The following is a 24,400-nucleotide window of genomic DNA, read 5'->3' as shown; positions in this document are numbered from 1 at the left end:
GGACCAGCAAGCTGCCGGCGCAGCGCAGCGCGCCAACGGGTGCACGTTTTGGTGCAGCGGTGCCTGCACAGACAGCACGCGAGTGCACGCTGCTCCACACCGGAGACGTGCGGCGCACCACGGATTTCTCTGAGGAAATCGCGATGTCTGTTGCACCGCAATCCGAGCGACCGGTTCGGCTGTCTAATTTGCGGGCGATCAATCGGCAGCGCGGGACTTGTAATGCCTGCGAGCTATGCACGGCGGTCGGCTCAGCCTCTCTTTATTGTACGATCAGTAAGAGAGCGGATTCGATGGTGCGTTGCGAGAAGCGGCGCTGATGCAGGCTGCGATTCTCGCAAGCAGCGGAGCAGCATCTTCGACGCGCAGCCGGCCGTAGCCGAACACCAGGCCTTGCCGCGTCGGCCGTTGCAGAAAATTCTGCGCCAGCGGTTGCACGTGGATGCCGGCCCGCTTCAGAACCGCGGCCGCCTCGCGATCGCTCATCCGCGCCTGCATCGTCTCGGTGAACAGCGCCACCAGGTGCAGGCCGGTGACGGCGGAGGACACGGTCAGGTCATCCGGCATCAGCGCTGCGATCGCATCGATCAGCGCCTCGCGCCTGGCAGCATAGACCCGCCGCATTGCGCGCAAGTGGCGCAGCAGATGCCCTTCCCGCATGAATTCTGCCAAAGCGAGCTGCCCGATGCCGGAGGTGTGCACGTCGATGCGCGCGCGGCCCTTGGCGAATCCTGCGATGAAATGCCTGTTCGCGACGAGGTATCCAAGCCGCAGGTTCGGCATCATGATCTTCGAGAAGGTGCCGAAATAGATTACCCGGCCCTCGCGATCGAGCGAGCGCAGCGAGGCAATCATGCTGTCCTGGTGCCTGAACTCCGAATTGTAATCGTCCTCGATCACCCAGACGTCGTTCTTGTTCGCCCAGTCGAGCAGCTCGAGCCGCCGCTCCAGCCCCATGCTGACCCCGAGCGGATATTGATGCGACGGTGTGACCACGATCAGCCGCGCACCCGGTGCGCGCCGAATTCCCTCCGAGACGACCAGCCCCTTGTCGTCGACCGGTACAGGAACGAGCCTCGCGCCAGCCGCGGTGAGCGCCCATCGCGCTTCGACGAAGCCGGGCTCTTCGACCCAGACCTCGTCGCCGGGATCGAGGATCATCCGGCTGCAGAAATCCAGTGCCCCCGATGTGCCGGAGGTGACGACGACCTCTTCCGGCGAGCAAACGAGACCGCGCACGGAGCCGAGGAAGTTCGCGATCTCGCTCCGCAATTGCGGATGGCCTTCGGGCGGAAGATCGAGGCACTCCTGCTCTCTTGGATTTTGCCAGGCCTGGCGCAGCAGGCGCGACCATTGCTTGAACGGGAAAGTTGAAACGTCGGGCGCGCCGGGAGCGAACACGGACGGCCAATTGGTCTCGTAGTCGAGGCCGAGCAGAGATCGCCAACGCTCCGACATGTTGGCAGGCTCGGCCGCGGGCGAGGCGGCGGACGGCGGCTCCACATGCACAGCCGCAACGGCGGCCACCATGACACTGCCGCGGGGCGTCGATGCGAGATAGCCTTCGGCATAGAGCAGATCCCAGGCGGTCAGCACCACAGTGCGCGAACAGCCCAATTCGCGCGCGATCTCGCGCGATCCCAGAAATTGCGTCCCAGCCGGAAAGACCCCGCGCAGGATGCTATCGCGGATATGGGCCGCGATCTGCAAATGCAGCGGCACGGCCGAGGTCCGGTCGATATGCATTCCCGCGAGGGATACACGCTTGCTCGGGTGACGGCTGTTGTCCATGTCCCGCCCATTAGGCAATGCAGGTACCATTCACCGTCATTCCGGGGGCGCGCATTTGGCGCGCGCCCGGAACGCCACCCGCGTCTGGTCTTACGCGCTCGCCTGGGTCACGAACTTCGTGTTGAGGTACCCTTCGATCGCCTCGAGGCCGCCTTCGGAGCCGTAGCCGGAATCCTTGATGCCGCCGAACGGCACTTCCGGCAGGGCGAGACCGTGATGGTTGATCGAGACCATGCCGCTCTCGATATCCGCACCGATCGCCTGCATCGTCTTGGTCGAGGTGGTGTAGGCATAGGCGGCTAGCCCGTAAGGCAGACGGTTGGCCTCCGCGACCACCTCGTCATAGCTGCGGAAGGCGGTGATCGGCGCCAGCGGGCCGAACGGCTCCTCGTTCATGATGCGCGCATCGCGCGGCACGTCGGTGAGCACCGTCGGCTCGAAGAAGAAACCTTCGTTGCCGATGCGCTTGCCGCCGGCCTTGACCTTGGCGCCGCGCTGGACCGCGTCGGAGACGAAGCCCTCCATGGCGTCGACGCGGCGCGGATTGGCCAGCGGGCCCATGCGGGTGTCCTTGTCGAGACCATTGCCGACCTTGAGGCTCTTGGCCGCGGCGACGAACTTGTCGACGAAGGGCTCGTAGACGCTCTCGTGCACCAGGAAGCGCGTCGGCGAGACGCAGACCTGGCCGGCGTTGCGGAACTTGTTGGCCGACAGGATCTTTGCGGCGTTGTCGAGGTCGGCATCCGCGAACACGATCGCCGGCGCATGGCCACCGAGTTCCATGGTGACGCGCTTCATGTGCAACCCGGCGAGCGCGGCCAGATGCTTGCCGACCGCAGTCGAGCCGGTGAAGCTGATCTTGCGGATGATCGGGTGCGGGATGAGATATTCCGACACTTCGGCCGGCACGCCGAACACCAGCTGGACGACGCCGGGCGGAATGCCGGCATCAGCATAGGCGCGCACCAGCTCCATGCAGCTCGCCGGGGTCTCTTCCGGTCCCTTGACGATGATTGAGCAGCCGGCGGCGAGCGCGGCCGAGATCTTGCGCACCGCCTGATTGATCGGGAAATTCCAGGGCGTGAACGCCGCGACCGGACCGACGGGCTCCTTGGTCACGAGCTGGGAGACATTGCCCATCCGCGGCGGGACGATGCGGCCATAGGCGCGGCGGGCTTCCTCCGCGAACCAGTCGATGAGGTCGCCGGCCAGCATGGTCTCGCCCTGCGCTTCCACCACGGGCTTGCCCTGCTCCATGGTCATCACCGGCGCGATCTCGGCGGCGCGCGAGCGGATGATGTCGGCGGCCTTGCGCATCAGCTTGTAACGGTGGAACGGCGAGGTCTTGCGCCAGACGTCGAAGCCGGTCTTCGCCGCCTCCAGCGCACGGTCGAGGTCGGCGCGCGAGGCATGCGGGGTCTTGCCGACCGGCTGGCCGGTCGCGGGATTGAGGATGTCCTCCGACTTGCCGGACGACCCATCGGTCCACTCGCCGGCGATGAACATCTGAACTTTCGGATACATCCTTGCTGCCTCCATGGTTTCGGTCGTCGGCGAGACCAGCGTCCGCCGTTTCAAGCGGCCGCAGAGCTACACTGAAAGACAGTCGGCGAAAAGGGATCGTGATGCCGCTCCGCGCATCGCTGCTCTGCCGACCCATACGTGTCCTTTGCGGCACGCCTCAGGCTGCCAGCCATGCCCGCAAGCGCCGCCAGCCGATGACGATGCCGGTGATGGAGAACATCAGCCCGAGCGTACAGAGCCCGACAATGAGAGCGTCACGCAGCCGCGCATGAGCCAGCAGAATCGGGAAATCAAGCGTGTGCAGCGCACTGTAGAGCCAGCGATAGACGCGGCGCGACGGGTCCAGTCTTTGCAGCACCTTGCCATCGGCGGCATCGACATCGAACCAGAGATCGCCGCAGGTCGTGCGGTAGACAGGAGCCCCCGGAAGTGCGGATTGCGCCGGATAGTCGTCGTTGCCGGCGAGCAGCAACGGTGCGGCACAGCCGGCGCCAAGGCGCGCCGTCAGGTCGCCGATCTCCTGCCTATCCAGGTATGTCGCCGGTCCATCGCGCGGCGCGTCCCCTGCCCTGATCAACGCCTGACGGCCGAGACCAACCCGGTCGCGCCGATAGACATGGCCGTTGAAGGCGAACCATTCGACCTCGCGGGCCAACGGCGATATTGGCTGCGGATCGAGCGACGACGCGTCTCGCCAATCCGGGGCGGCATCGACCACGCCGGCCTCTGTCGGAGTCAGTTGCCCGCGCGAGAACAGGCGGCCGTGATCCATCGACAGCCAGCCGCTGAAGATCCAGCTCAGCACGAACACGGTCGCGACGAGACCGATGATGTGATGCAGGGCGTGCCAGCCCCGATAGGGCGACGAGAGCTGGCGTCCCCGCATTTTCACACGCACGATTCCGAGCACCGCACCAAGCAATGCCGCGATCAGGGCCAGCAGCGACAGCGTCCAGACCACGCCATCCCACAGCGCCCAGCTGCTGCGCAGAATTGTCGGATAGATCCAGTGCAGCACGCTGCCGGCCCAGTTCCACGCGCGCTCGCTGCGCGTCGTATCCAGGACGACTTCGCCGGTCAGCGACGAAACGTAGACCTCCGTTCCAGGGGCATCGCCGAGAGCGGCGCGAGACAAGGGGCGATGCCGATCAAAACCGTTCGGCACGCTCCACTGATCGTAATCCGACTGCGCGACGATCGCGGCGCGCGGCGCGTCGAGTTCGCGCTGACGTGAATAAGCTTGCACGATGGTGAGCGCGACATCGGCTGATGTCACCGACGCGTCTCCTCCATCGGAGGCGCGAACCGCTCGCGAACCTGCGGAGCCCGAGACGACGTAGACCGGTCCATCGCTCCGCTGGATCAGCCGAACACGCGTGGCATCGGCAATCCCGCTCGCCGCAACGGCGTCCGCGACCGAGATCCTCGTCCCGTCGCGATCGACCGGCACAAGTCCGGCAAATCGCTCCGCTTCCGTCAGCGACGGAAACGGGACGAAGTGCATCACGATTCCCGTCGCGAACCACATCGCGAACAGCAGGCAGAACGCGATGCCGAGCCAGCGATGCGTGAGGACGATCGCGCCCATCATGCGCTCAAGGCCTCACCATTTGAACGCGGCCGATATTTCATAGGTGCGCGGCGCGCCCAGGAGGATCTGGTCCGGATAGAACGGATCGCCCCAGATCGCGTAGCGCTTATCAGTGATGTTGCGGACACGGAAGGTCAGGCGGGCCTGGTCGACCGCATTGAACGCCGTCTTGGGGATGTCGACGAAGGCGTAGACGTCGGCCACGGTGTAAGCCTTCATCGTCACGACGTTGGCGTCGGTGTTGTAGCGGTCGCCGACATGACGGCCGGTGATGCCAAGCTCCACCGGCCATGGTGTGAAGAAGCGATACGACGCGCCGGCATTGGCGACGATACGCGGCACGTTTGGCGGCGTGTTGCCGGAGAACGAGCCGCCGGCAAGATTGTAGTCGGCATAGCGCGCATCGACATAGGCGATGTTGCCCCACAGCCGCAGCGGCTCGATTGGGCGTATCGAGGCGGCAAGCTCGACGCCTTTCGACTCCTGTCGTCCGGCGATGTTGAGTTGCATGCCGCCGGCGGCCGCATAGACGTTCTTGCGCAGGATGTCATAGGCCGAGAACGACCACTCCGCCCGATTGTCCCAGAACAGGTGCTTGACACCGGTCTCATAGGTGCGCGCGGTGGTCAGATCGAGCGGCTGGGTGGGCGAGAGCAGGAAGATGTTGTTGGCTGCGACGTCGGCGCCGGTGGCGTATTGGCTGAAGAAGGTGAGGCCGGGAACGGCCTCCCAGGTGTAGCCGATGCGCCCCGTGACCGGCGCCCAGTCTTTCGTGAACGGGAAGCCCGCCTTCACGATCCCGTTCTTGTCGGTCGAGTTGCGGTCGAGCCCGATGTGCTCGACACGAAGGCCGCCGATCAGCGCGAAGCTGCGCGTCAGCTTGAGCCGGTCCTCGAATGACAGCGCCTCGTTGTCGATGCGCGCGGTCTGCTGCTGTGTCGTGAGCAAGCCGTAGAAACCGCGGTTGGGGTCGACCAGCGAAACGGAATCGCCGGGAAAGTTTGCCGCACCGAGCCTGACGAAATCGAGATAGCTCGACGACAGCGTCGTCACGAGCCGATTGTCGAAGCCCGCAATATTTGTATCCCAGATCAGGTCGGTGATGTTGCCGACCAGTCGCTGACTGTGGGCGACATAGAAACGCTCGCGATCGACCAGGTTCGTGGTGGAATTGAACGCCTCGATCTCGTTATTGAACCAGGTCCGTTCCGCGCCATAGCCATAGGCCTGACTTTTCAGCGTGAGGTCAGGCGCGAGCTTCAGCTCGAAGCCGCCACGCAGCCACACTTCCTGCGCCACGTTGCGGTTATCGAGAACGTTGTAATTGGTGTTGAAGGTGCGGTCGTCGATGGTGACGGCACCGAGATTGGTTCCGTTGTAATTCGAGACGTAATTGCCGGAGACGATCCCCGTCGTCGCATGCGAACCGCTGAAGGTGATCGGCACCAGCGGCGCGCCCCAATAGGCCTTCGAGCGGTCTTCGCGATATTCGACCGCACCCCAGATCCTGAGGCTGTCGGAAACACGGTAGTTGAGCTGGCTGGACGTGCCGAACGTCTTGACATTGGTGTCATCGGCAAAGCCGTTGAGGGCGGAACGGCTGATGTCGAAGCGATAGTCCAGGCCCTGCACATTGGTGCTGCCGCCGGAGCCGTAATGGGCACGGAACGAATTCAGCGAGTCCCAGGAGAAATCGGCCTCGTTGCGGACAGCTCCGGTGTGGGGCTGCTTGGTGACGAAGTTGATGACACCGCCCGCGGCGCCCTCGCCCGAGATCAGCGAGGCCGGGCCCTTGAGGAATTCCACCGCCTCCAGATTGGCGGTATCCACGATCCGCGAGGTCATGTTCTGCGGACCCATCTTGATGCCGTTGTAGAGCGTGTTGATCTGGCTGTTGGTGAAGCCGCGCATCGAGAAGGCGGAAGGTTCGGCGGGGTTGTCGCCGGAGGTGACGCCGGCGGCGCCCTGCGCCACCTCGGACACGGTGCGATAGCCCTGCTCGCGCATGGTTTCGGCGGAGACAACTTCGACGGTCGCGGGAGTCTGCCGCACCGTCAGGCCGAGCCGCGAGGCGCTTTCGGCAACGGCGTTGGAGTTGAGCGGCGTCTGCACCGTCGAATCCGGCGTGACGGGTCTTGGCGCTGCGGATACAGCCGCAGGCCTGCGCGCTGCCGCGCGGCGCGCGCTCTGCGCCGTTCCTGCTGCCGGTTTGGCCGGCTTGCGGGCCTGGGCGGGCGACACCTCGATGGGCGGCAGCGGCTCTCGGGCCTGCTGCGCCAGAGCGGCAGGCGGAGCAAGAGCGGCGAAGGACGTGAACGCGGCGGAGGCAAGCAGGACGCGGCGCGGTCGTGCGATACGGATGGAAGACACAGGTCAAAACCTCGGTATGACGTCAGTGGCACGTCACAGCGAACGAGGTCTCACCTTTGGCCTTGCAGCCGTCCGATGAAGCCGAATGTCTGTACTCCCCGACCGACATCTTCGCGTGTGACCACGGCTGACGGCAGGTCTCCTGGCTCGCGGGTCGTGACCGCTTCGTCGCCTTCCCGGGACCGAGGACCCAGTGGCTCGTGACGAAGGATTCACCGCTTACAGTTGCGGGGGCAGCCGCGGCATTGGGGACATTTTCCCCGCACCGCATTCCCTTTTCATTCCCTCTCGGGAAAACCGTCATGAGCATCTAGGATTACCGCCAAGACAGAGTCAATGTGCCAGTTGCGGCGTTGTGGCAACAGCAACCAACTTCCTTGGAGATGAGCATGGAAGGCGAGACCTTCCTCTGGTTGATCAGGCATGCGGCCGTCGCGGGCGTGACCGGGACGATCCATGCGGCTGATGCGCGGGCCGACCTCGGCGATTACGCGGCATTGGCGGCCCTAAGGCGGCTGTTGCCCACGGATGTCGCCGGCTATGCCAGCCCGTCGCGGCGCACGGTCGAGACGGCGCGCGCCCTGGGACTCGAACCGGAGCTGATCAGCGAGTTTCGCGAGCAGGATTTCGGCGACTGGACCGGTCATCGGCATGACGAGCTCGCCGCGACCGGCGGCGAGGCCTACGCGCAGGTCTGGCGCGATCCGGCGCACGGACGGCCGCCGAACGGCGAGAGCTTTGCGGATCAGGTCGCCCGCGTCCGCCTGGGCCTGGCGCAGATTGGCGCAGGCTCCGCGGCGCTGGTCGTTCATTCCGGCACCATTCGTGCCACGCTCTGCATCGCGCTCGATCTCACACCGGACGCCGCGCTGCGCTTCGTGATAGATCCGCTGTCGCTGACCCGGATCGACCGGCTGGCGGGCGGTTGGCGCGTCGTCTGCGTGAATCAGCGAGTTAGCTAGGCCGATCCGGCACATTGGCCTGCGCGAACGTCGCCATGCCATTGTGAAGTGCGCACGCCGAGCGGACCAGCGGCAGCGCGATCGCGGCACCCGATCCCTCGCCGAGCCTGAGATCGAGGCTGATCAGCGGCTGCACATTCAGCGCGCGCAACACCAGCCGATGTCCCTGCTCCGCCGATTGATGCGAAGGTAACAAGAACGGCTGGCAGGACGGGTTGAGGCGCGCCGCCGCCAGCGCCGCCACCGAGACGATGAAGCCGTCGATCAACACGGGGATGCGGCGTTGCGCGGCCGTGATGATCGCGCCCGAGATCGCCGCGATCTCAAAGCCGCCGACCGCGCACAGGATCTTCTCGACCGACGCTCCGGCGACGCCGTGGCGCGCGATCGCCGCATCGATCACCCGCGCCTTGTGCGCGCGGCCGGCCGCATCGACGCCGGTGCCGCTGCCCGCGATCTCGTCGGCACTCACACCGAGCAGGCTCGCAGCAATCGCCGCCGATACCGTGGTGTTACCGATGCCCATCTCGCCGAAGATCAGCAGATCGGGTTGACTGGCCCCGGCGCGCGCCACCGCGCGCTGGCCGGCCTCGAAGGCGAAGGCCAATTCCGTGGGCGTGAGCGCGGCCTCGACACTGAAATCGCGGGTGCCGCTGCGCGGCTTGTCGGTGACGATTCCCGCGATCTGCGCCTCGGCCAGCGTGCCGGCGTCGACCACCTCGAGGCTCGAACCCAGCTCGCGCGCCAGCACCGAGATCGCGGCGCCGCCGGCAGAAAAATTCGTCATCATCGCGATGGTGACGGCTTGCGGATAGGCCGACACGCCCTGCGCGACGATGCCGTGGTCGCCGGCGAAGATGATGATCGGCACCCGCGCGGCGCGCGGCTGCTCGGTAGCCTGCAGGCCCGCAAGCTCGATTGCGAGCTGCTCGAGCCGGCCGAGCGCGCCGGTCGGCTTCGTCAGTTGCGCCTGCCGCGCAATGGCCGCCTCGCGATGAACCGCGGAGACCTCGGGGCAGTTCTGGGTAACCCATTCGGGAAGCATGCTGCTCAACGCCTGCGTTTGATGATGTAGCTGTCCATGATCCAGCCGTGCCGCTCGCGTGCCTCCTCCCGCACGGCGGCAATGCGCGCGCCCAGTTCAGCCAGCGCGCCGAACATGAGGATCTGATCGGGCATGCCAAGATAGGCTCCCCACCAGATGTGAAGTCCGGCCGGATCGAGCGACTGGAACGCCGTGCCGCCATCGAGCATCACGACGACGGTGTCGACGCCCTGCGGCCAGCCGCCTTCGCGCAAGCGCCGCCCTGTCGTGACCAGGAACGGCTCGCCGATGTCGTTGATCGGCAGCGCATGCGCCGCGCACAGCGCCTGAATCGAGGTGATGCCTGGCACAACTTCGATCTTCGGCAATGGATCGAGCCGCCGCGCAATGCGCAGCGAAGAATCATAGAGCGAAGGATCGCCCCAGATCAGCAGCGCGACCTTGCCCTCATCTTCGAGATGCCCAGCGATCGTCTGCGACCAAATCGCGGCCACCGCATCGTGCCAATCGTCGACGCCCTTGCGGTAGTCCGCCTCGGTCGCATCGCGCACGGGAAGATCGAATTCGGCGATGCGCGTCGTTTTGTTGGTGAGCACACCGGCGCAGATCGTTCGCCTGAGATCGGCGAGATCGGATTTCGCAGTCCCCTTGCGCGGGATCAGGATGAGATCGGCGGCGTTGATGGCGTCAACGGCGGCGCGCGTGAGCTGCGCGGGATCGCCGCAACCGATGCCGATCAGGGAGAGCGTTAGCATCGCGAGCGCGATGGGCGGCCACACCGGCCGCCCATCGCTGATCTCTTACGCCGCGTTGTGCAGGCGCGGGGTGACGAGGCCGGGCGCGGTGACGCCGCGCAGCGACTTCGCCAGCGCCAGCACCGCGAGATCGGCGAGCGGTTCGATCACGATCACCAGCGCATAAGCGGCAGCGAACGTCCCGACGCTGGCGAGGTTGCTGATCGCAAAGCCGGAGCCATAGAGCGCCCAGAACGCCACCCATGCGATCACGCCGGCCTGGTAGGTCGTCGAAAGCGCCAGCGCCTGACCGTATTTCAAATCGACATAGGCGGTGTTGCGAGGGATGATCCGCGTGGCGATCGCCTGGATCGCGAACAGCGGCACCAGCAGCGTGGTGACGTTCATGCCGTATTGCGGCAGATCGACTGGCTCCAGCAGCACGCCCTGAAGCAGCAGGCCAAATGCAAGGCCGAAGGCGGCGGGCGCAGCACCAAAGAGCAGGAACAAGGTCGAGCCGAGGATGAAGTGCACCTCTGATACCCCAACCGGAAAGTGCGGCAGGATCTCGAAGAAGACGAAGACGAGAGCGGTGGTGGCCAGTGTCCGCGCCGCGAACGAGCCGGCGCCCTGCTCGCGCACGGTCTCGACCGCGAGCTTCAAGGCAACGCCGCCTGCGGCGATGCCGGTTGCGTAACTCAACACGAGCTTGGCGCCCGTCACGATCCCGGGTTCGATATGCATGGCTCAATTCCTTTCCGCCGTCACACCCGACGGCCTTGGCCTCAATACGTGCACGGCCGGTCTCCTGGCTCGCGGTTCACTGGGTTCTCCGGCCTTCCCGGACCTTGCGGTCCAGTGGCGGTTCGGAGGCCCTCACCGCTTACAGTCGCGGGGGCGGCTGGGGTTTTGGGCGCCGCAACTGGGTCCGCCCATCCCCATTCCCGATTATGCTCCGGCGCTTTGCGCCGCGTCGAGCACCATGCCGCTCTTGTGTGCCCCTTTCGTATCGCGGGCGTCAAGGGGCGAACCGCTGCCGGAGCCGTCATGCCGGATATTCTCCCGCCAGCGCGCCGAACAGGATGACGGCCGCAGTGGAAGCGGCGCCGCCGCGCCCAAGCTGTTCGGCGAGCTCGGCAATCGTGGTGCGGACCAGCCGTTCGTCGGGACGCCCGAGAGATTCGGCGAACAGCGCCGGAGTGCTGGGAGCGAGGCCGTGCGCGATCAATTTTGCGGCAAGCGCCGGAAAGGTGCGCCGGCCCATATAGACCACGGTCGTGGCCTCGGGATCGGCCAGTGCCGCCCAATTCAGATTGGGCGGCAGCTCGCCCGTGACGTCAGCGCCGGTGATGAACTGCACCCGGCGGGAGGTATACCGGCGGGTCAGGGGAATGCCGGCCTGGGCGGCGGCGACACAGGCGGAGGTGACGCCGGGAACGATCTCGTAGCCGATGCCGGCCTCGCGCAGCGTCTCGATCTCCTCCTCCAGCCGGCCGAAAATGCCGGCATCGCCGGACTTGAGCCGCACCACGCGCGCGCCGGTTGCGGCATAGTCGACCAGGAGACGGTTGACGTGGTGCTGCTTGGTCGAAGGACGCCCGGCCCGCTTTCCCACCGCGACGAGATTGGCGCCGGGCCGTGCGAGATCGAGGATCGCGCCGGAGGCAAGATCGTCATAAAGCACGACGTCGGCCTCGCGCAGCCGCGTGGCGCCCTTCACCGTGAGGAGCTCGGGATCGCCCGGACCGGCGGAAACGAAAGAGACAAAACCGCTCACCGGTCCTCCGCGATCAGATGGAAGAACGTGCCGGTGGCATGGCCACGGCGCGAGCCGGTTTCGGCAATGACCGCGCCGGTGGCATCGTGCACGACCGCGAGCGGCGTATCGCGCTGGGCGAGGATGGTCGAATAGTGGAACTCGTGGCCGCGCAGGCGCGCGCCAGGCTGATGCCCCGGCATCGGCGCAGCCAGTTCAGCAAGACGATAGCCGAGATGCATGCGGCGCTTGGCAAAGCTGGTCTCGAGGCCAAGCAGCCCCGCCATCTCATGGCTGATACCGTCGGCGTCGGTCAGGCCTGCGCCCAGCACCATATAGCCTCCGCATTCGCCATGCACCGGCCGCGTCTCGGCGAAAGCGCGCAAGCCGCTGCGAAAGCGCGCATTGGCCGCGATCTTTCCTGCATGAAGCTCGGGATAGCCGCCGGGCAGCCAGCACACGTTGGCGCTCGCATCGGGCGCTTCATCGGCCAGCGGCGAGAACGGCACGATCTCGGCGCCCGCGGCGCGCCAAGCTTCCAGCATATGCGGATAGACGAAGGAGAACGCCGCATCGCGCGCCAGCGCGATGCGCTGGCCGGGCGGCGTCACGTTCAATCCGTTCGCCGCAGCTTGCGGCGACCATTGGCCTGCCGAGTGGAGCACCGCATCGAGATCGACGTGCTCGGCGACAAAGCGCGCGGCCTCGTCGATCAGCTTGCCGATCTCGGCCTGCTCCTCGGCCTGCACGAGACCGAGATGCCGCTTCGGCAGGCTGATCTCGGCATGGCGCGGCAGCGCGCCGAACACTTTGATACCGGCCTCGTTCAGCGCGCGCCGCACCAGATCCTCATGGCGCGGGCTGGCGACGCGATTGAGCACGACGCCCGCAAGGCGCACGCCGGCGCGGTAATCGCGAAGGCCGGCGGCGATCGCCGCCGCAGTCTGCGCCTGGCCGGAGGGATCGATCACCAAAACCACCGGCCAACCCAGCATCTCCGCGATATCAGCGGTCGCTCCCGTGCCGGAGACACCGCGCGCGGCGACACCGTCGAACAGGCCCATCGATCCCTCGGCGAGCACGACATCTGCATCGCCGCCACGGCTGACGAGATGCGCGATGGTGCTGCGATCCATCGCCCAGCTGTCGACGTTGACCGAGGCGCGTTCCGTGGCCGCGGCGTGGAAGGCGGGATCGATATAGTCGGGGCCGCTCTTGAAGCACTGCACGTTCAAGCCGCGCTTGCGCCAGGCGCGGGCGAGCGCCAGCGTCAGCGTCGTCTTGCCGACGCCGGAGGCCGGCGCGGAGATGACAAGGCTCGCCGGCATCACGACGCCTCCGGAAAGCGCGGCTCGGCACCGACCGGCCGGTAGCGGCGGTCGTAGTCGGCGGCATAGAGGCGGCTCTCGTCAAAATCGGCAGCGCCAAGCGTCTTGCCGACCAGGATCAGCGCCGTGCGCTCCATCTCGCCACCCACGAACGCACCGAGCGTTGCAAGCGTCGCGCGCACGATGCGCTGCTCCGGCCAGCTCGCGCGCCAGACGATCGCGACCGGGCAATCCGCGCCGTAATGCGGCGTCAGCTCGGCGACGACCTGGTCGAGCAGATGGATCGACAGGTGGATCGCGAGCACCGCGCCGGTCGCAGCGAACGCGGCGAGCTTCTCGCCCTCGGGCATCGCGCTGGCACGGCCCGGCGTGCGCGTCAGCACGACCGTCTGAGCAAGACCGGGCAGCGTCAGCTCAGCCTCCAGCGCGGCCGCGGCAGCCGAGAACGAGGGAACGCCGGGTGTCACCGAGTAGGGAATCCCGAGCGCACGCAAACGGCGGAGCTGCTCGCCCATCGCCGACCAGATTGAGAGATCGCCGGAATGCAGCCGCGCGACATCCAGGCCTGCCGCATGCGCGGCTGCGATCTCGGCGATGATCTCGTCGAGCGACATTGGCGCGGTGTTGACGATACGTGCGCCGGGCGGGCAATGCGCCAACACGCCCTCCGGCACCAGCGAGCCGGCATAGAGACAAACCGGACTGGCCGCGATCAGGTCGCGGCCGCGCAACGTCAGCAGATCGGGTGCGCCCGGCCCGGCACCGATGAAATGCACCGTCATGGGCCGTCTCCTTCGGCAATCGCGGCGGTCGCGGTGCGATCCTGCGAGACAACCCGTGCTGCAATCAACCGCGCGCGCGGACCGGCGACCGCGAGCGCAGCAGCCTCGGCTACAGATCCGGTGCCAAATTTCTCCGCGATGAGCTTCGATTGCGTGGGCGTGTCGATGCCGGCCAGTGTCGCGACCGGAACGGCCCTGATCGGCACGCCGCATTCGCGTGCGAGCTGCTTCAGCGCCTCGGTATCGGCCTTGTCGCTGACGGTTGCCATCGCCGCAAGCCCTTCCGTACCGCCGGTAGCGAGCAGCGCTTCGCGCAGCGAAGCCAGCGTCACATCGCGCTTGAAGCCGAGTCCGGCGACCTTCATCGAACCACACTCCACTGCACCACGGGGCGTGCTGCCTCCCAAGACCGATAGCGGCCGAGCGGGGCGGCATGCGAAATTTCGGCCCGCATCAGTTCGCCGCCGTGACGCTGATGCAGCTCGCCGAGCAGCGCTTCCGTCTCCAGCGTGACCGAATGTGCGACGAGCCGTGCTCCAGGCGAAAGCCGCGTCCAGATCGCATCAAATAACACTTCGTCGAGACCACCGCCAATGAAGACGGCATCCGGCGCTTCCAACCCGGCAAGAGCTTCCGGTGCCCTGCCCGTGACGACTGTGATCCGATGCGCCAGACCGAATGCGGCTGCATTCTTGCGGATGTTCGCGGCGCGATCCTCGCGCGCTTCGACTGCACTTGCCCTCCCACCACACAGCGCCCACTCCACGGAGATCGAGCCTGAACCAGCGCCGATATCCCACAGCCGCTCGCCGGCACGCGGCGCCAGCGCCGAGAGCGCAAGCGCGCGCACCGGCCGCTTGGTGATCTGGCCGTCGTGAACGAAGAGGTCGTCCGGCAGGCCCGAGCTGCGAGCAATGCCATGTGCGCCCCTCGCCTCCACGGCTACTGCCACTGGGTTTCCCGTGAGACCACCAGAATAATCCTTAGCGCGATACTCCCTGACACTTTCGCGCGACCCGCCGAGCGCGGCGAGAGTCCAGAATGTCGAGGAGCCCCAGCCGCGTTCCGTCAGCCATTTCGCAAGATCGCTGCCGGCCTTGCCATCGCGTACCAGGCAAATGATGCGCGCACCGCGCGCAAGATAAGGAACCAGACGTTCGAACGGGGCAGCGTGCAGGGCGAGGCAAATGGTGGACTCCAGACGCCACCCCAGCTGCGCGGCCGCAAGCGAGAAGGTCGAAGGTGCGGGATGCGCGATCCATTCGCCGCTATCGAGCTTCTCGGCGAGGCTTGCGCCAGCGCCATGCCAGAACGGATCGCCAGAGGCGAGCACCACCGTCGGCCTGCCGCGACAGCTCAGAACGACATTGGCATCGAACGGCACCGGCCACGGACGGCCGCGGCTGCCAATTTCGGCAAGCGCAAGATGGCGCTCGCCGCCGAACACGGTTTCGGCCCTGGCAAGCGCCTTTCGGCTTGCCTCCGACAGGCTGGCAAGGCCATCTTCCCCGATACCGATGATGGTCAGCCAGGGATCAGACATGATTCGCGCCCTCATTCTGGGCGGAACGGCCGATGCGAGCCTGCTCGCAGCGGAGATCGCGCGCGCCGGCATCGACGCCGTCTATTCCTATGGCGGCCGCACCCGCGCGCCCGCCGATCAGCCGCTGGCGACGCGCATCGGCGGTTTCGGCGGCGTGAGCGGACTTGCGGATTACATCCGCGCCGAAGGCATCACGCATGTGATCGATGCGACGCATCCCTTCGCGGCCGAGATGAGCCGCAACGCGGTCGACGCCTGCACCCAGACGGGCACGCCGTTGCTTGCGCTGGAGCGCGCGCCCTGGATCAAGGCATCCGCCGACACCTGGATCGAGGTGACGGATGTCGACACTGCCGTCTCCGCACTGCCCGACGCCCCGGCAAACGTGTTCCTCGCCATCGGCCGCCAGCACATCGCGCCATTCGCGACGAAGCCGCAGCACGCCTACACGCTGCGCTTCGTCGATCCGCCCGACGCGCCCCTGCCCTTCGCGGCCGATGTGATCGTGTCGCGTGGACCGTTCACGCTTCATAGTGAGCTGGCGATGATGCGCACACGCGGCATCGCCTGGATCGTTGCCCGCAATTCCGGCGGCGACGGCGCACGCGCGAAGATCGACGCGGCGCGCATGCTCGGCCTGCCCGTGATCATGATCTCGCGACCAGAGCTGCCCGAGCGCCGACGGGCCGAGCGCGTCGCTGACGTGATGCAGTGGCTCGGTCATTCTGCCCGCCTCGGCGCATAGACCCAGCGGCCGAGGCGGCGCGTCTGCGAGTTGCCGAGGATCACCAGTGTGCGCATGTCGGCCATCTCGGGCGTCGCCTGGTTCAGCGTCACGATCTCGATCTTTTCATCGGCCGCGCTGATCGCGCGCGCGAAAATCACGAGACGCTCGCCGCAGCCGGCCTCGCGAAGCAGCGCAAGCGCACGGCCGAATCCTTCCGGGCGGCTGGCCGAGCGCGGGTTGTACATCGCGATGGCAAAATCGGCTTCCGCCGCGAGGCGCAGGCGTTTCTCGATCACCGCCCACGGCTTGAGATTGTCGGAGAGGTTGATCGCGCAGAAATCATGGCCGAGCGGCGCGCCGGCACGCGCGGCGGCCGCCAGCATCGCGGTGACGCCGGGCAGCACACGGATCGAAAGCTCACGAAATTCCGGCGCCTGCTCGAGTGCCTCGAACACGGCGGATGCCATCGCGAACACGCCGGGATCGCCAGAAGAGACGACGACGACCTGGCCGCCTTCGGCGGCAAGCCGCAGGGCTTCGCTCGCGCGTTGCAGCTCTTCGCGATTGTCGGATGGATGCAGGGTGAGCCCAGGCCGCGGCGGCACGCGCGCGACATAGGACGCATAGCCCAGAATGTCGGTCGCGGTGGCCAACGCAGCGGTGACCTCGGGCGTCACCAGCGCGTCGCTGCCGGGGCCGAGGCCCGCGATGGTCAGGGTGCCCGTCATTCGGCGGCGTCCAGATGCCGGCCCTTGCCGTGCACGAGCACGATCGCGAAATAGGGACAGTCGGCCGCATCGATCTCGGCGAGCCGCACCACGCGCTCGCCTGGCATGGTGCCACGCTCAACCAGCCAGGCATCGGCGAGCCGCCCGGCGGAGCTGAGCGCCCGGCGCACCTTTGCCAGGTTGCGGCCGGTCTTCATGACGACCAGTGCATCGGAATCGCGCATGCGCCGTTCGAGCTCGGCCTCGGGGAGCGTCCCCATCAGCACCGTCGTCACGTCGTCGCCGAGCGCGATCGGCTGCCCGACGCCGTTCCAGCAGCCGACCATGCCGGGAATGCCGGCGATCACCTCGATCTCGACGCGGCCTTGCAGGCGCGTGTGGAGGTGCATGAAGGAGCCGTAGAAGTAGGGATCGCCCTCGCACAGCACGACGATGTCGACGGCGCGCGCAAGCCGCGCCAGGCGCTCGGCCCACTCGTCGTAGAAGCCTGCGAGCAGCTGGACGTATTCCGCGCTGTCGAAAGCAATCTCGGTCGTAACCGGATATTCCATTGGATATTCGGTAACGCCGCTCGCGAGCATGCCCTCGACGATGCGGCGCGCCTGACCGAGCCTGCCCTTCTTGCGAAAATAGGCGACGTGGCTGGCGCCCCGCACCGTACGATCGGCACGCACGCTCATCAGATCAGGATCGCCGGGGCCGAGACCGCAGCAGATGATGCGTCCCATGGCTATTCGCTCCGGCTTGCCAGCGCGTTCACGGCAGCAACCGTGATGGCGGAGCCGCCGAGGCGGCCTTCGACGGTGAGCGCCGGTGCCGGCGGATCGGCCATCAGCGCGGCCTTGGATTCGGCCGCGCCGACGAAGCCGACCGGACAGCCGATGATCGCAGCCGGCCGCGGGCAGTCGCGATCCTCCAGCATGTTGAGCAGATGAAACAGCGCGGTCGGTGCATTGCCGATCGCGACGATCGCGCCATCGAGGTGCGGTCTCCACAGTTCCAGCGCGGCGGCCGAGCGCGTGTTGCGCATGGACTGTGCCAGCGCGGGCACGGCGGGATCGCCGAGCGTGCAGATCACGGCATTGGCGGCGGGTAGTCTTGCCCGCGTAATGCCTTCGGACACCATGCGCGCGTCGCACAGGATCGGCGCGCCCTTCTGCAAGGCCGCGCGCGCGGCAATCGCCATATCAGGGGTGAAGCGGATATGCGCCTCGAGGCCGACCATGCCGGCGGCATGGATCATCCGCACCACCACCTGCTCCTCGTCCGGCGCGAAGCGGGCGAGATCGGCCTCGGCCCGGATGGTGGCAAAGGATTGCCGGTAGATCACAGCGCCGTCGGTCTCGTAGGTGTGCGGCATCAGTTCCCTCCGACCAGGATGGAGGGATCGCTGACGATGTCGGCGCCGTTCAACCCGCGCAGCACCGGCGCGTCGCGGGTCGAGCCGTCGCGGACGAGATCGAACCCGGCACGCGTCGCAATCAGGGTAACCGCAGCCGCGCCGGAATGGGCGCAGCCCTTGCCGCAGCCGGAGACATGGAGCCGCGCGTCGGCGGGGATGCGCGGCGCGAGCGCCGCGGCCAGCGCGCGCGTATCGGCATGGGCCTCGCGGCAGCGCGGCGCGCCGCTGCAGGCGATGACGCGTAGGGCCGGATCGAACGGCTCGGTGATGAGCCCCGTCCCGCTCGGCATCTCGCGCTTGCCTTCGCTCAGCACCATCCGCCACGGGGTCATGCGCAGCGCATGGCCGCAAGCAGAGAATTGATGCAGCGTCGCGTGCAGCATCTGCCCGAACGCCACCCCGACCATTGCACCTTGCGGATAGTGTCCCGGCCGCACCGCGGCCATCACCGGCGCTGGCTCGGTCTCGCCGCGCAACGATTGAGGCAACACGGCGCCGGATGCGATGTGGGCTGCCATGCGCCCTCGCCCGCCGTTTGCACCGCCGGAGATGATGAACCAGCTTGCGAGCGCCAGCGCCGCGCTCACGGCCTGTCCGCGTTCAACGGAACGACCGAGCTTGGCGCCATCGGCCCGCACCAGGAGACCGCCCGAGCGGTCGCGCTCGATGCGGATGTCGGCGGAATCGCCAGCGAGAACACGCGACCGCCCGTCATCGATGGCGAAGCCGAACTTGGTGGGAAGCGCCAGGCCAGAATCGGCAAGCGCCTCCTCGAGCTCCGCGGCGAGCGACTGCGTTTCGTCGCCGTTGCTCCAGAATGGCGTCACCAGGATGTTGCGCCTGGCTTCGATGTCGGCGTCGGGATCGAGCAGTGCCAATCGCGCAAGACCATCGAGCAACGGCCGATGGCCGTCCTCATTCACGCCCCTGATCTGCAGATTGGCCCGGCTCGTGACGTCGATCAGACCATTGCCGAAGCGCTCGGCGAGTTCCGCAAGCCCGGAGATTTGCGGCGCTTCAAGGCGCCCACCGAACGGGCGCACGCGCACCACGAGCCCGTCGCCCGATTGCATCGGGCGCAGCGCGCCCGGACACCAACCCTTGACCGTGGTCGCGCTCATGAGGCCTCCCGCAGCGCCGCTGCAATCGAATTGCGGCGGGTTCGCCAGAGCGAGGCTTCGTGCAGGCGCGTGAAGCAGGTTTCCATTGCGGCGAGTGCGGACGGATTTTCGCGCGCCATGAAGGCGCGGACGTCGTCGTTGCCGAGTGTCGTGTCGTAATAGAGGTCGAACAGATGCGGCGGCACGGCGCCGGCGAGATGTGCGAAGGCGGCCATGTGCTCCAGCGTCGCGGTGATCTCGGCGGCGCCGCGGAGACCGTGGCGCATCATGCCGGCGATCCAGGCCGGATTGGCCGCGCGTGCGCGAACGACGCGCGAGATCTCCTCCGTCAGCGTGCGCGCATGCGGTTCGCCGGGCCGCGTCGCATCGAGGTGATAGAGCGACGGCGCGCCTGCCCCGAGATGCGCGGCTGCTGCGGCGATGCCTGCCTCATGCGCGGCATAATCGGTGGCCAGCAGCAGATCGGTTTCGGGCAAGTCCTGGACGTGGACAAAAGCGTCGGCGGACGCGAGACGCTGTTCGATACCTTCGCGATCCGGCTGCATCGCGCCATCGGCAGAGAACGCCCAGGACGACGCCGACAGCCACGCTTCGCCTGCGGCCTCGCGCGTCTCCGGCGTGAAGGCATCCGGGATCGCCGAGAGGCCGACGCCGTAGTGTCCGGGCCGCGGCGCGAACACGCGGGACGCACGCTGGCGATAGGGATTCTCATCGCCCTCGTCCTCGCGCGCGGCGAGCGCCTCGGCGGCGGCTTCGAACAATTGCGCGAGCCCTGCGAAGACATCGCGGAACAGGCCGGATACCCGCAGGGTGACGTCGATGCGCGGACGGCCGAGCTCGGCCGGGGCGATGATGTCGTAACCGGTGACGCGGCCGGACGCATGATCCCAGCGCGGCGCAAGGCCGGCCAGATGCAGCGCCATCGCGAACTCTTCGCCTGCGGTGCGCATCGTCGCCGAGCCCCAGAGATCGACGACAAGGCCCTTCGGCCAGTCGCCGTGATCCTGCAAGTGACGGCGCAGCAGCTCTTCGGCGAGTTTTATCCCCTCCGCATGCGCCGACGGTGTCGGCACCGCACGCGGGTCGACGGCGAAGAGGTTGCGCCCTGTCGGCAGCACATCCTGACGCCCGCGATACGGGGAGCCCGACGGCCCGGGGGCAACGCGTTTGCCGGCGAGCACGGAACGCAATGCGTCCCGCTCCTGATCGCCGCACGTGCCGCGGCCGAACACATGCAGCCCGTCGCCGAACTGGCTCTCCTTGAGGTCGCAGACGAAGCGGTCGATCCGTGGAATCGCTTCGGCCGGTGCGGCCGATGCATCGAGGCCGAGATCGTGTTCGAGGCCCGCCGCGCGCGCTTCATCGCGGATCGCCGCAATCAGGCGCTGGCGACGGGCGGGATCGAGACCGTCAGCGGTCGAATATTCGTCGAGCAGCCGTTCGAGCCGACGAAGCCCCTCCGGCACCGCTGATGTCTCAAGCGGCGGTGGCAAATGGCCGATGGTGACCGCGCCGATGCGCCGCTTGGCCTGCGCGGCCTCGCCGGGATCGTTGACGATGAAGGGATAGATGACGGGGAGATCGCCGATCAGCGCTTCCGGCCAGCACGCTTGCGACAGCGCCACGGATTTGCCGGGCAGCCATTCCAGCGTGCCATGTGCGCCCATATGCACGATGGCATCGCAGCCTTGCTGCCTGAGCCAGAGATAGAATGCGACATAGGCGTGGCGCGGCGTGCGGGCGAGATCGTGATAATCGGCATCGCGCGAGGCCGCGTCGCCGCGCTCGGGCTGGACTGCGATGACCGACCGGCCGCACGCCATGCTGGCGAAATGGAATAGGCCGTCGCAGCAGCTCGGATCATCCTCCGGCGCGCCCCAGGCTTGCGCTAGATCGTCCTGCAAGGATTGCGGTAGGCGCGACAGCCCCGTGCGATATTCGGCGACGCTCCAGGTCAAGCTCTGCGTCAATAGTTTTGCGCCGAGCGCATCGACCGGCGCAACGTCGAAGCCGACCGCCGCGAGATCGGAGATCAACGCCTCGACCGACGCCAGCGCGTCGAGCCCGACGGCGTGCGCGATCTGATGCGGCCGGCCCGGATAGTTCGAGAGGACGATCGCCAGCCGCTTCTCGCCGGGCGGCTTCTCCGCAAGACGCCGCGAGGCCGCGACGCGCGCGGCAACGGCGTTGACACGCTCCTCATCCGGCCTGTGCGCCAGATGCGCAAACTGCAAATCCGGATCGCGCATCCCGGCCGATTTGAAGCTCACCACGCCGGCGAAAAGGCGGCCGTCTACTTCCGGCAGCACCACATGCATCGCGAGATCGCCGGGCGACAGGCCACGCAGTGATTCCGCCCAATCCTCGCGCCGCGCCGTCGAGAGTGCGACCTGGAACACCGGACAGGACGCGGCATCGAATGGCGTCGTGCCGTCGTCGCCAAGGGCCGAGAACGCCGTCGCATTGACGATCGCCGCCGCAGGATGTTGCGCCAAATGCGCGCGCAGCCAGTCGGCAACGCCTGGCGCCTTCAGCGAGGTGACGAACGCGCCGTAGGCGTCAAATCCCTTCTCGCGCAGCGCGGCAATCAAGGCGTCGACCGGCCCCGTATCGGCGGCCGTGAGATAGGAGCGATAGAACGTCACGAGCGCGCGCGGCTTCCCCTCGCCGCCCACTGGCGCGGCAATGACGCCGCGCCCGGGATCGTAGAATCCCATCTCGGGCACGGTCATCTCGCCGATGACCGGGCCGGCATAGAGGCCCGAGGCCAGCGCGAGCTGCGCGATCGCGGCTTGCGCGGCGACCGGGCCACCGGAGTCGCAGAGCACCTTGAGCCGCCGCAGCGTCGAGACCGGCAGGGTCGAGTACGCATCGAGCCGCGTGTCGTCGCGGCCGTCCGCCGGCAGCACGGCGAGCACGATGTTGCGTTCTTTCGCGAGTTGCTGGAGCGCCGCAAGCCCGTACGCCCAATAGGACTCCCCGCCGATCAGGCGCACCAATATGCCGCGGGCCTGCGACAGCGTGCGCTCGATATAGGTGTCGACCGACAGCGGATGCCGCAGCTCCGCGAGATTGGCGAGCCGCAGCGACGGCAGGCTGCCCCGGCCGCGCCGCCAGCCGGCCGCGAACGCGGCAAGGTCGGAATCCGAATACGAGAGCACCACGAGATCGGCCGGGTCCTGGCCGATGTCTCTTGGCGTCGCGGTCTCCTCGAGACCGCGGCTCTCGCGGAAGACGACGTGCATCAGATACCAAGTCCCGCCTTGATCGCAGCCTCGTCGATGTCGCCGTGCTCACCGATCACGACGAGCTTCGACTGCCTGTGACCAGCGCCCCAAGGCTTGTCGAACTGATGGCGCACCCGCTCGCCGACGGCCTGCAGCAGCAGGCGCATCGGCTTGCCCGCGACCGCGATATAGCCTTTAGCCCGCAGCACGTTCTGCTCGCGCGCCAGCTTCTGGACGGAGGCGACCAGTGCCTCGATATCCGCCACCTCCGGAAGGTCGATCACGACGGAGGCGAAATCATCATGCTCGTGCTCTTCCTCGCCGTCGTGATGGGAGGGCCGCGCGGCGAGATCATTCTCGGCGGCCGCACCGAGACCGAGGATGACGCGCGCGTCGATCGCGCCATCGGTGACCGGCAGCATCGGCACGCGGCGCGGCATCTCGGCGATGATCGCCGCCTTTGCGGCTTCGATTCCGGCTGCGCCCGCAAGGTCGGCCTTGGTCAGCAGCACGATGTCGGCGCAGGCGATCTGGTCCTCGAACACTTCCGACAGCGGCGTCTCGTGATCGAGGTTTTCGTCGGCCGCGCGCTGCGCTTCCACCGCAGCCGGGTCCGGCGCGAAACGGCCGGCCGCGACGGCCTCGGCGTCGGCCAGCGCGATCACGCCGTCGACCGTGATGCGCGAGCGGATCTCCGGCCAGTCGAACGCCTTCAACAGCGGCTTCGGCAGCGCCAGGCCCGAGGTCTCGATCAGGATGTGATCGGGCCGCACCGGGCGGGCCAGCAATTGCTCCATGGTCGGTATGAAGTCGTCAGCCACCGTGCAGCAGATGCAGCCATTGGCGAGCTCGACGATGTTCTCCTCCGGACAGTTCGCATCGGCGCAGGACTTCAGGATCTCGCCGTCGACGCCTTCGCTGCCGAACTCGTTGACGAGCACCGCGAGCTTCTTGCCGCCGGCATTGCTGAGCAGATGCTGGATCAGCGTCGTCTTGCCGGAGCCGAGGAAACCGGTGACGACCGTAACCGGGACTTTTGCGAGCGAGTTCATTCAGCGGCCTCCGGCACGACGGTCACAGGGGGAATACGGGCAAGCGACTGCTTGCGGAAGATTTCGGGACGGCTGCGCCACGGCACGATGCCGTCGGGCGCGGCCGCATAGGCCGCAGCGCCCGCGACCACGTCCTGCGCATTGGCATCGGACAGGCGGCCATAGACATAGGACCAGCGGCCGGGCGCGCTGAGCGCAACGGAGCAGCCCTGGCTGCAGGCCGACAGGCATTCGACGGGAACCACGCTGACGCCCTCGGGCACGCCGGCCTCGAGAATCGCGCCATGCAGGCGCTTGCCGGGCGTCGTCTCGCCCTCGCCAAGCGTCTGGCCGGCGCGGCAGGTGATGCAGACATGAAGTGTGACGGTCATCGCCTCTTCCAGATAACAGCGGGAGGCGATGAGGCGCACGGACCATTCTCCAGAAAGGCCCGCTTCCCCGTCGCGGAACACCCCGTCCGCCGGTCCAAAACTCGTCCGCGCTGGCAGGTCTCCCGGCTTGCGGAGCAGGGTTTTGGCCCTTCGATCCCCGCCTTCCCGATTCCGTAAGGAATCAGTGGCCTCGGGCATCTCTCCGGTCACGGTCGCGGGGGCGGCTGCAGTTTGGATCCAGATCTGCCGATTCGGACCCTATCGCATTCCCTCTTCGCCTGTCATAGGACAGGAACCAACGCCGGGCCACCATTTGCCGGTGGCCGCCACTTGTCAAGCCGAAGGA

21 protein-coding genes and 3 riboswitches are annotated in these 24,400 nt (G+C 67.1%); of the genes, 2 read left to right on the top strand and 19 right to left on the bottom strand.

The genetic code is table 11. The features are described 5' to 3' along the window. Positions 1-273 precede the first annotated feature (273 nt). From I6F17_RS31055 to I6F17_RS31040, 4 genes are all read right to left on the bottom strand, one after another. Entirely contained in the window at positions 274-1,791 is a 1,518-nt protein-coding gene (locus I6F17_RS31055) for a PLP-dependent aminotransferase family protein (protein WP_225127681.1), read from the bottom strand. A gap of 90 nt (positions 1,792-1,881) precedes the next feature. Beyond that, entirely contained in the window at positions 1,882-3,330 is a 1,449-nt protein-coding gene (locus tag I6F17_RS31050; RefSeq protein ID WP_225127679.1) for an NAD-dependent succinate-semialdehyde dehydrogenase, read from the bottom strand. A 142-nt stretch (positions 3,331-3,472) separates the two neighbouring features. Further along, on the bottom strand, positions 3,473-4,906 hold the full coding sequence (locus tag I6F17_RS31045) for a PepSY domain-containing protein (RefSeq protein WP_225127669.1): 1,434 nt from the start codon (positions 4,904-4,906) through the stop codon (positions 3,473-3,475). Between the two features lie 12 nt (positions 4,907-4,918). Then, a complete protein-coding gene (locus I6F17_RS31040) occupies positions 4,919-7,276 on the bottom strand; it encodes a TonB-dependent receptor (RefSeq protein ID WP_225127667.1) in 2,358 nt (785 codons plus the stop codon). A 114-nt stretch (positions 7,277-7,390) separates the two neighbouring features. Then, positions 7,391-7,593, bottom strand: a riboswitch (cobalamin riboswitch). A 72-nt stretch (positions 7,594-7,665) separates the two neighbouring features. Here I6F17_RS31040 and I6F17_RS31035 point away from each other — a divergent pair. Further along, the gene (locus tag I6F17_RS31035; protein WP_225127665.1) at positions 7,666-8,238 is read left to right on the top strand and encodes a histidine phosphatase family protein; all 573 of its coding nucleotides are present in this window, start codon (positions 7,666-7,668) and stop codon (positions 8,236-8,238) included. On the opposite strand, the gene cobT is transcribed toward I6F17_RS31035, so the two are convergent. The 8 genes from cobT to cbiE form a co-directional block, all read right to left on the bottom strand. Then, positions 8,231-9,283, bottom strand: coding sequence for a nicotinate-nucleotide--dimethylbenzimidazole phosphoribosyltransferase (cobT, locus tag I6F17_RS31030; RefSeq protein ID WP_225127663.1), 1,053 nt, complete (start codon positions 9,281-9,283; stop codon positions 8,231-8,233). The genes I6F17_RS31035 and cobT overlap by 8 nt on opposite strands. 5 nt (positions 9,284-9,288) lie before the next feature. Next, positions 9,289-10,038: a precorrin-6A synthase (deacetylating) gene (cobF, locus tag I6F17_RS31025; protein ID WP_225127825.1), complete on the bottom strand. Its 750-nt coding sequence runs from the start codon at positions 10,036-10,038 to the stop codon at positions 9,289-9,291. A 45-nt stretch (positions 10,039-10,083) separates the two neighbouring features. Continuing rightward, the gene (locus I6F17_RS31020) at positions 10,084-10,761 is read right to left on the bottom strand and encodes an energy-coupling factor ABC transporter permease (RefSeq protein ID WP_225127661.1); all 678 of its coding nucleotides are present in this window, start codon (positions 10,759-10,761) and stop codon (positions 10,084-10,086) included. Between the two features lie 36 nt (positions 10,762-10,797). Then, positions 10,798-11,017: riboswitch (cobalamin riboswitch) on the bottom strand. A gap of 45 nt (positions 11,018-11,062) precedes the next feature. Continuing rightward, positions 11,063-11,794 carry a uroporphyrinogen-III C-methyltransferase gene (cobA, locus tag I6F17_RS31015; protein WP_036005341.1) on the bottom strand — a complete coding sequence of 244 codons (732 nt, stop codon included), beginning with the start codon at positions 11,792-11,794 and terminating at the stop codon, positions 11,063-11,065. Then, complete coding sequence (locus tag I6F17_RS31010) at positions 11,791-13,101, bottom strand: cobyrinate a,c-diamide synthase (RefSeq protein ID WP_225127659.1); 1,311 nt, start codon at positions 13,099-13,101, stop codon at positions 11,791-11,793. The genes cobA and I6F17_RS31010 overlap by 4 nt, the downstream gene beginning before the upstream one ends. After that, positions 13,101-13,883 carry a precorrin-4 C(11)-methyltransferase gene (gene cobM / locus I6F17_RS31005; RefSeq protein WP_225111825.1) on the bottom strand — a complete coding sequence of 261 codons (783 nt, stop codon included), beginning with the start codon at positions 13,881-13,883 and terminating at the stop codon, positions 13,101-13,103. Before cobM ends, I6F17_RS31010 begins: the two co-directional genes overlap by 1 nt. Further along, positions 13,880-14,248, bottom strand: coding sequence for a cobalamin biosynthesis protein (locus I6F17_RS31000; protein ID WP_225127657.1), 369 nt, complete (start codon positions 14,246-14,248; stop codon positions 13,880-13,882). The genes cobM and I6F17_RS31000 overlap by 4 nt, the downstream gene beginning before the upstream one ends. Further along, positions 14,245-15,426 (bottom strand): precorrin-6y C5,15-methyltransferase (decarboxylating) subunit CbiE, encoded by a 1,182-nt coding sequence (gene cbiE / locus I6F17_RS30995; RefSeq protein WP_225127655.1) that lies wholly within the window; start codon positions 15,424-15,426, stop codon positions 14,245-14,247. Before cbiE ends, I6F17_RS31000 begins: the two co-directional genes overlap by 4 nt. Here cbiE and I6F17_RS30990 point away from each other — a divergent pair. Further along, positions 15,425-16,171, top strand: a complete 747-nt coding sequence (locus I6F17_RS30990) for a cobalt-precorrin-6A reductase (protein ID WP_225127653.1) — start codon at positions 15,425-15,427, stop codon at positions 16,169-16,171. The genes cbiE and I6F17_RS30990 overlap by 2 nt on opposite strands. Here the strand turns inward: I6F17_RS30990 and cobJ are convergent. The 7 genes from cobJ to I6F17_RS30955 are packed head-to-tail and all read right to left on the bottom strand — an operon-like array spanning position 16,147 to position 24,054. Next, entirely contained in the window at positions 16,147-16,881 is a 735-nt protein-coding gene (cobJ, locus tag I6F17_RS30985) for a precorrin-3B C(17)-methyltransferase (protein ID WP_225127642.1), read from the bottom strand. The genes I6F17_RS30990 and cobJ overlap by 25 nt on opposite strands. After that, a complete protein-coding gene (locus I6F17_RS30980; RefSeq protein ID WP_225127640.1) occupies positions 16,878-17,609 on the bottom strand; it encodes a precorrin-2 C(20)-methyltransferase in 732 nt (243 codons plus the stop codon). The genes cobJ and I6F17_RS30980 overlap by 4 nt, the downstream gene beginning before the upstream one ends. Before the next feature lie 2 nt (positions 17,610-17,611). Further along, positions 17,612-18,241, bottom strand: a complete 630-nt coding sequence (locus I6F17_RS30975) for a precorrin-8X methylmutase (protein ID WP_225127629.1) — start codon at positions 18,239-18,241, stop codon at positions 17,612-17,614. After that, positions 18,241-19,404, bottom strand: coding sequence for a precorrin-3B synthase (gene cobG, locus I6F17_RS30970; RefSeq protein ID WP_225127627.1), 1,164 nt, complete (start codon positions 19,402-19,404; stop codon positions 18,241-18,243). Before cobG ends, I6F17_RS30975 begins: the two co-directional genes overlap by 1 nt. Then, positions 19,401-22,649 carry a cobaltochelatase subunit CobN gene (cobN, locus tag I6F17_RS30965; RefSeq protein WP_225127626.1) on the bottom strand — a complete coding sequence of 1,083 codons (3,249 nt, stop codon included), beginning with the start codon at positions 22,647-22,649 and terminating at the stop codon, positions 19,401-19,403. The genes cobG and cobN overlap by 4 nt, the downstream gene beginning before the upstream one ends. Further along, positions 22,649-23,683 carry a cobalamin biosynthesis protein CobW gene (cobW, locus tag I6F17_RS30960; RefSeq protein WP_225127623.1) on the bottom strand — a complete coding sequence of 345 codons (1,035 nt, stop codon included), beginning with the start codon at positions 23,681-23,683 and terminating at the stop codon, positions 22,649-22,651. Before cobW ends, cobN begins: the two co-directional genes overlap by 1 nt. Continuing rightward, positions 23,680-24,054: a DUF1636 domain-containing protein gene (locus I6F17_RS30955; protein WP_036005458.1), complete on the bottom strand. Its 375-nt coding sequence runs from the start codon at positions 24,052-24,054 to the stop codon at positions 23,680-23,682. The genes cobW and I6F17_RS30955 overlap by 4 nt, the downstream gene beginning before the upstream one ends. A gap of 94 nt (positions 24,055-24,148) precedes the next feature. Then, positions 24,149-24,369, bottom strand: a riboswitch (cobalamin riboswitch). Positions 24,370-24,400: the final 31 nt, after the last annotated feature.

The sequence above is a fragment of the Bradyrhizobium sp. NBAIM18 genome (genome assembly GCF_020193825.1).
Taxonomy (GTDB): Bacteria; Pseudomonadota; Alphaproteobacteria; order Rhizobiales; family Xanthobacteraceae; genus Bradyrhizobium; species Bradyrhizobium yuanmingense.
This window is presented reverse-complemented; position numbering and strand designations above follow the sequence as displayed.